Genomic DNA, 285 nt, shown 5'->3' with positions numbered 1-285 from the left:
AGAAGTGAAACGCCGTAGCGCCGATGGTAGTGTGGGGTCTCCCCATGCGAGAGTAGGGAACTGCCAGGCATCAAATTTAGTGTGCTGATATGGCTCAGTTGGTAGAGCGCACCCTTGGTAAGGGTGAGGTCCCCAGTTCGACTCTGGGTATCAGCACCACTTAATACGGTTAAAGTTCGGCATTTGAAAAAGAATTTGTCTGGCGGCAGTAGCGCGGTGGTCCCACCTGACCCCATGCCGAACTCAGAAGTGAAACGCCGTAGCGCCGATGGTAGTGTGGGGTCT

At 54.4% G+C, this 285-nt stretch carries 1 tRNA gene and 1 rRNA gene; both read left to right on the top strand.

The window, feature by feature from the left end:
• The first annotated feature begins 83 nt into the window (after positions 1 to 83).
• Positions 84 to 159 (top strand) — tRNA-Thr (locus tag NA986_RS24405).
• 39 nt (positions 160 to 198) lie between these two features.
• A 5S ribosomal RNA gene (gene rrf / locus NA986_RS24400) occupies positions 199 to 285 on the top strand; the annotation flags it as partial.

The organism is Salmonella sp. NW177 (assembly GCF_051811585.1).
Lineage (GTDB): Bacteria > Pseudomonadota > Gammaproteobacteria > Enterobacterales > Enterobacteriaceae > Salmonella > Salmonella enterica.
This window is presented reverse-complemented; position numbering and strand designations above follow the sequence as displayed.